This window comes from Nostoc sp. FACHB-133 (assembly GCF_014698055.1).
In the GTDB taxonomy this organism is placed as follows: Bacteria; Cyanobacteriota; Cyanobacteriia; order Cyanobacteriales; family Nostocaceae; genus Nostoc.
In genome coordinates, this window is record NZ_JACJSH010000133.1 from 1 (window position 1) to 6,322 (window position 6,322).

The following is a 6,322-nucleotide window of genomic DNA, read 5'->3' on the forward strand; positions in this document are numbered from 1 at the left end:
TGTTAATACTGCTTAAAAAGTATAAATAAATTTATACTACTGGGAAAATGATTTAGTGATCGCTTGTTTTTTACTGGATCTGACGAAACCGCATAGCTCCCGTACAAGGGTGCGAGCAGGGATAGATTCAGGGTTAGGTTCGATTGCCTCAAAGGCGGGGGATATTGAAATCAATGCAACACAGGCAACAAATATTGATGAAAGTGTTATCTCCAATGTGGTATTCGATGGAAGTTTCGGCAATGGGGGCAACATCAATATCACTACAGGGTCGCTTTCGCTAACTAATGGTGCTGTATTAAATGCTAGCACCTCCGGGCAGGGGGACGCGGGCGGTATAAATATACTTGCCCGCGATACGGTTTCCTTTGATGGGGTGAATAGTAATGGATTCTCTACTCAAGTATTCAGTAATGTGGAAGAGACAGGCGTGGGCAATGCGGGCAACATCAATATCACGACCGGATCGCTTTCTGTAACTAATGGCGCTGTACTGATTGCCAGGACTTACGGGCAGGGGGATGCGGGCAATGTCACAATTCACGCAACAGATACCGTCTCCTTCAATGGTGCAGGTCCCACCGGAAGTTATGCCAGCACTGTCTTCACCAGAGTGGAGTCAGGAGCCGTGGGTAATGGGGGTGATATCAATATCACAACTGGGTCGCTTTTCTTGACTAATGGTGGCGCGCTCAATTCCAGCACTTATGGACAAGGCAATGCAGGTAATGTGACCATTAATGCTCTTAATACCGTCTCTATGAGCGGAACGACAAGTAGCGATGAATTCCTTCGCAGTGGTATATTCAGCTCAGTGGTACCAGGAGCGATGGGCAGCGGAGGTAATATCACCATTACAACTGGATCGCTTTCTGTCACCAATAACGCTAGAATGGCTGCCGATACTCAAGGTCAAGGAGATGCAGGTAACATAACTATTCAAGCTAGGAATAATGTCTCTTTTGATGGAGGTAATGTGTTCAGCACGGTGGCAAATGGCGCTGTGGGCAATGGGGGTAACATTGAGATCGCTAGTCGCTCACTAACTGTCACCAATGGTTCTAAACTGCTTACTCTCACTCGTGGGCAGGGGGATGCAGGTAATATTATCGTTAATGCTACTGATAGCGTTACCATCTCTGGCAGCAATCCTAACTTCGATTCCCGACTGGCTCCATTTGATAGGATAATATTAGATCGGGCTAGCTCAGATAGTGGCTTATTTGCTAACACTGTCGATTCTGCCAGTGAGGGAGGAGACATTAGGATTACTACTGGACAGCTGATTGTTCGGGATAGTGGGCAAATAGGTGTTACCAGTACTGGTTTAGGTGGTGCGGGCAACATTAAGGTGCAAGCAGGCTCTATTGAGTTAGATAATCAAGCTTCTCTTAGTGCTGAAACCACTGGAGGACAGGGAAATATTAATTTGCGATCGCCTACGGCGGAGCGTAGCCCATCGCGCGATATTTTACTGCTACGCCGAGGTAGCAGCATCACTACCAATGCCATAGGTAATTCCACTGGTGGCAATATTACGATTGATACTAGTAACCTAGTCGCTGTTCCCAAAGAAAATAGCGACATCAGTGCCAATGCTGAAAATAGCTTTGGTGGTCAAGTCATAATAAACGCTTCTGGTATCTTTGGTACTCAGTTTCGTTTAGAACCTACACCATTAAGTGATATCACAGCTAGTTCTGCCCGTGGTTCAGAATTCAATGGCGTAGTGCAACTCAACACACCTGATGTTAATCCTAGTCAAGGCTTAACTACTCTGCCTACAAACATCATCGATACTTCACAGTTGATTGCTAATAGTTGTATTGCCCGAAGTAAACGACCAGAAGGGAAATTCATCATCACCGGGAACGGCGGCTTGCCAGTAATGCCAGATGACCCCTCAATTGCACCCTATCAAACTTACCAGATACCAACTGTCACAAGCGCAAGTATCTCAACGCCACAAGAGAATACAGCGACTGACAATAAGCATGAACTACTTACACCCATGCCACTGATTGAAGCTCAAGGATGGATATATGGAGCTAATGGTGAGGTAATTCTCACTGCATCTGCACCGACTGTTGCTCCTGGTGGTTCTTGGTCACAACTGCCTACTTGTTCGGGTTCATAAATTAGTGCTACTAATTTACAAAAATTGCTTTCCACAATTGGAAAAACAATTTCCCGATTGAACGATGTGTGTAAAATTGATTTCATCTATTCTATAAAGAGTCCGAGAAAAGCATATAAACTACAATCCAAATTTATAGGTAATTCCAAAATGAAAGCTCAACAGAAATCTGGCTCTTTACTAATCTGTAAACCTTCTCATAACCAAGTCAATAATAGACATATTCAATTAGAACAATTATTAGATGGTTCTAATATAAAGAAGTCTAGAAACTCTCAATTTCAGAATTATTTGTTTGATCTGCATCAAAAATATCAGTCTTTAAAAGAGGGTCTACTTGCAGACTACATACCAGAACTCAAAAAAGCAAACCCAGAGTGGTTTGGTATTTCTATAGTTACCACAGATGGCCAAATTTATCAGATAGGAGACTACCAACAGACATTTACTATCCAATCCATCTCCAAACCGTTTGTTTACGGTATGGCATTGGAGAATTATGGGCGGGAAGTTGTGTTGAATAAAGTGGGCGTAGAACCAACAGGCCAAGCTTTTAACTCAATTGATCTAGATCAAAAAAATAATCGTCCTTATAATCCGATGGTAAATGCAGGCGCCATCGCTACGACTAATTTACTTACGGTTGACGGTGCTAGCAACAGACTTGAACAAATACTGAAGATGTTCAGTCGCTACACCGGACGGGAACATAATGTAGATTGGTCTGTATTTTTGTCAGAAAAGGCAACTGGGAGTAAAAATAAAGCACTTGCTTACTTAATGCATAATTCTGGCATGATTAGTGACAACATTGAGGAAACTTTAGATTTATATTTTCAGCAATGTTCCATTTCAGTTAGCTGTCATGATTTGGCAATGATGGGAGCAACTTTAGCAAATAAAGGAGTCAATCCAATCACAGGAGAACAGGCACTAAACAAGTATTATGTCCAAGATATACTTAGCCTAATGCATAGCTGCGGAATGTACGATTTTGCAGGAGAATGGGCTTATCGAGTTGGACTTCCTGCCAAAAGTGGAGTCAGTGGAGGTCTAGTTATGGCCATACCTGGAAAGTGTGGAATTGGTATTTTCTCACCCCCGCTTGATGCCAAAGGCAATAGTGTACGTGCAATCAAAGTTTGTGAACAGCTTACTAGAGACTTTGGACTACATTTGTATAATGCTGTAGAACCTATTCGTAACTTTGCATTTTAGATGTAGCAGTCTTGTTGATATGCTTATTAGTAGCTTTGCATCTAGTGTTAATCCTTATAGCTCTTGGTCAAAACCCCCAATTTATTTTGGTTTATAAATTAGTTGATTAATTTTTAAAAATTGATTTTCCAAAATTGGAAAGTAGTTTTCCTTAAAAAACGTCGCACTCATAGCAAGAGCAAAAGTATTCTAATTATATCAGTCAGGGCTTATTCTACATAATCAAATTTATGTCAATGCCTGAGCACTATGCTGGTTAAACTTTACAAAGTAATCGCTTATGAAAGGTTTGAAAAATAAGTTTTGGCAATGGGGACTTCTATTAGCAAACAGTTGCTGCCTACTCAATGTCGGTTTCGCGCAAGCAGTTCCAGAAGTCTTAGTAGGGCCATCATCCTTCAAGGGTTTTAACGGCCTTAATTTTGACGCAACAGGACAACTATATGTGACAAGCATCATTGAGCAAACCGTGTATCGAGTTAATGTGATAACGGGAGAGTACGAAACCTTTATCAATCGTCCTGAGGGTCAGGCTGACGATTTCTTCCTTAAGCCAGACGGCCAAATTTTCTACACGGCTACAATCGAAGGTGAAGTTAGAAGCTTTAACCCTAAGACAGGGAATTTCAAGACCATTGCTTCAGGTATACCAGGTGTTAATCCGATTATACAAAATGAGCAGAGCGGTCGCGTCTTTGTTGCTCAAGCTTTAAATCCTGCGTTAAAAGGACTTTATGAAATTGACTTAAGCGGACTAACTTCCCCACGTTTGATTCTCAATCAACCAGGGTTGAATGCTTTTGACTTTGGCCCCGATGGATTTTTGTACAGTCCCCTCCAGTTTACAGGGGAAATCGCCAAAATTAATGTTGATACTGGTGTTATACAAAAAGTTGCATCAGGCTTAAAAACTCCAGTCGCTGTTAAGTTTAATTCTAAAGGTGAACTCTTTGCGGTAGATATCGCACGGGGCGAAATCCTGAAGATAAATACGACAACAGGTCAGAGTGAGTTAATTGTTAAGTTACAACCAGGACTGGATAATATTGCTTTTGGCCTCAACGATTTGCTCTATGTAACTAACAACGTAGATACTGGGATCACTGAAGTCAATACACAAACCCGCGCTGTCCGAAAAGTTATTCAAAGTGGGGGACTGACAGCGCCAGGGGGAATTGCTGTCCACAATGATAATCTCTATGTTGCTGATGCCACGTCCTATCGAATTCTCGATAGAAAAACCGGACGCATACAAAAGACATTAGGTGGCTATGCGGCTGGTATTCCATTTCCCACGACCGTTTCTGTTAATGATGCTCACGCGATTATCAGTAGTTGGTTTGCTAATGCTGTGCATCGACTAGACCGGAACACGGGAGATGTACTCAACACCTACACAGGCTTCGCTGCACCCTACGATGCCGTTGAGCTTTCAGATGGCAGTATTTTGGTAGCTGATTGTGCTTTAAATCAGATTACTCAAATCCTTGACAAATCTGGCAGCAATCGGCGTATAGTTGCAGGTGGTTTATCTTGTCCAACTGGTCTAGCTGTAATGGATGACTCTACTGTCTTAGTTACAGAGTATCTGGGCAATAAACTTTCGCGAATCAACCTGAAAACTGGAGAGCGTCAAGTGATTGCTTCAAATTTATCCTCTCCAGAGGGCGTTGCTTACCATCCTCACGGAATTGCAGTAGTTGCTGACACCGGGACGCAAAGTCTTAAAGCTATTAATGTTGACACTGGTAGAAGTGTGATTTTGAAGAAGAATTTACCAATCGGCTTTGAGGGCTTCCTCAGTGGACCAAAACCTTTTATTTTCACAGGAGTTGCGATCGCAAAGGATACAGTGTATATAACTGGAGATGTTGACAATTCTATTCGTACAGTCAAGCTCTCTAATTAAAATCATTTTTGCAGTTGTGGGGGCTTGATTGCATAAATAAAAACCCGGCATTGCTGAATCAGAATATGAATCAGGCGATCGCTATAATTAGACGGCTGCGACAAGTTGTCAGAGGTACTTAACTAATTAATGACAATGTGTAACTTTGTTTGCCGTTCTTGTGAATTTGAGTTGATGTACACCTTGGACATTGCATAGTGATGGCTACGCCCGCCGCAGGCATCGCACTAATATCATATTTCTATTCTGCAACGCCGGAAAATGACAATTCACCAAGCTTGATGATGTAGTATGACTACTGATTGTGAAGGGTGAGAAATCTTGTGAAAGCTAAATTAAGGTGTTATCAAAGTTGGGAATCGCTGCTATTTAGTTCTGGGGCGAGAACCATAACAGGAGAAGGAATTAATCAGAAGATTAAGCTCATTAAACGCAGAGCTTATGGCTTAACTAACTTTCATAATTTTAGAAGAAGGGTTTTACTAAATTGGTATTTCTGTTGTTAATTTAACATATCTAGTCTGGGAGAGCCATTTGTTTTTAATTAATCCGAATGAGATTATCTTTAATTCCAATGCATTCCTTAATATTAGTGGTTCGTTTATTGCAAGTACAGGTAATAGTCTTAATTTTAGTGATGAGACATCTCCAAAATAGTAACATTCTGTGGTAGAAGAACATTAAAGAGCTTTTTTGACATAGAAATATGAACAACATACTGAAGCATATTGAAGAGAATCCTAAAGAAACACAGCGCTTAATTGGTTTGGAGTACGAACAGTTACAACAGTTAATTAAAAATGCGGAACGATTGCATTATGAAAAACAAGCTTTATTATAATCCTAGAAAGTGAGAATTATTGCTGGTGGTAGAGGAAATATCAATCTGCGATCGCCTACGGCGGGGCGTAGCCCATCGCGCGATATTTTACTGCTACGCCGAGGTAGCAGCATAACGGGAGCTATGCGGTTTCGTCAGATCCAGTAAAAAACAAGCGATCACTAAATCATTTTCCCAGTAGTATAAATTTATTTATACTTTTTAAGCAGTATTAACA

General features: G+C 41.3%; 7 protein-coding genes. All 7 read left to right on the forward strand.

Going from position 1 to position 6,322, the window contains the following annotated elements:
• The first annotated feature begins 55 nt into the window (after positions 1-55).
• The 7 genes from H6G86_RS37450 (at position 56) to H6G86_RS37480 (ending at position 6,252) form a co-directional block, all read left to right on the forward strand.
• The gene (locus H6G86_RS37450) at positions 56-2,137 is read left to right on the forward strand and encodes an autotransporter outer membrane beta-barrel domain-containing protein (RefSeq protein ID WP_190938620.1); all 2,082 of its coding nucleotides are present in this window, start codon (positions 56-58) and stop codon (positions 2,135-2,137) included.
• A gap of 150 nt (positions 2,138-2,287) precedes the next feature.
• Complete coding sequence (glsA, locus tag H6G86_RS37455) at positions 2,288-3,355, forward strand: glutaminase A (RefSeq protein ID WP_190938621.1); 1,068 nt, start codon at positions 2,288-2,290, stop codon at positions 3,353-3,355.
• Positions 3,356-3,635: 280 nt separating this feature from the next.
• Positions 3,636-5,264, forward strand: coding sequence for a Vgb family protein (locus H6G86_RS37460; RefSeq protein WP_190938622.1), 1,629 nt, complete (start codon positions 3,636-3,638; stop codon positions 5,262-5,264).
• Between the two features lie 323 nt (positions 5,265-5,587).
• Positions 5,588-5,770 carry a transposase gene (locus H6G86_RS37465; RefSeq protein WP_524538525.1) on the forward strand — a complete coding sequence of 61 codons (183 nt, stop codon included), beginning with the start codon at positions 5,588-5,590 and terminating at the stop codon, positions 5,768-5,770.
• Between the two features lie 28 nt (positions 5,771-5,798).
• Positions 5,799-5,921: a two-partner secretion domain-containing protein gene (locus H6G86_RS37470; protein ID WP_199338582.1), complete on the forward strand. Its 123-nt coding sequence runs from the start codon at positions 5,799-5,801 to the stop codon at positions 5,919-5,921.
• A 49-nt stretch (positions 5,922-5,970) separates the two neighbouring features.
• On the forward strand, positions 5,971-6,105 hold the full coding sequence (locus tag H6G86_RS39800) for a hypothetical protein (RefSeq protein WP_277883719.1): 135 nt from the start codon (positions 5,971-5,973) through the stop codon (positions 6,103-6,105).
• 9 nt (positions 6,106-6,114) lie between these two features.
• Positions 6,115-6,252: a hypothetical protein gene (locus H6G86_RS37480; protein ID WP_190938623.1), complete on the forward strand. Its 138-nt coding sequence runs from the start codon at positions 6,115-6,117 to the stop codon at positions 6,250-6,252.
• Positions 6,253-6,322: the final 70 nt, after the last annotated feature.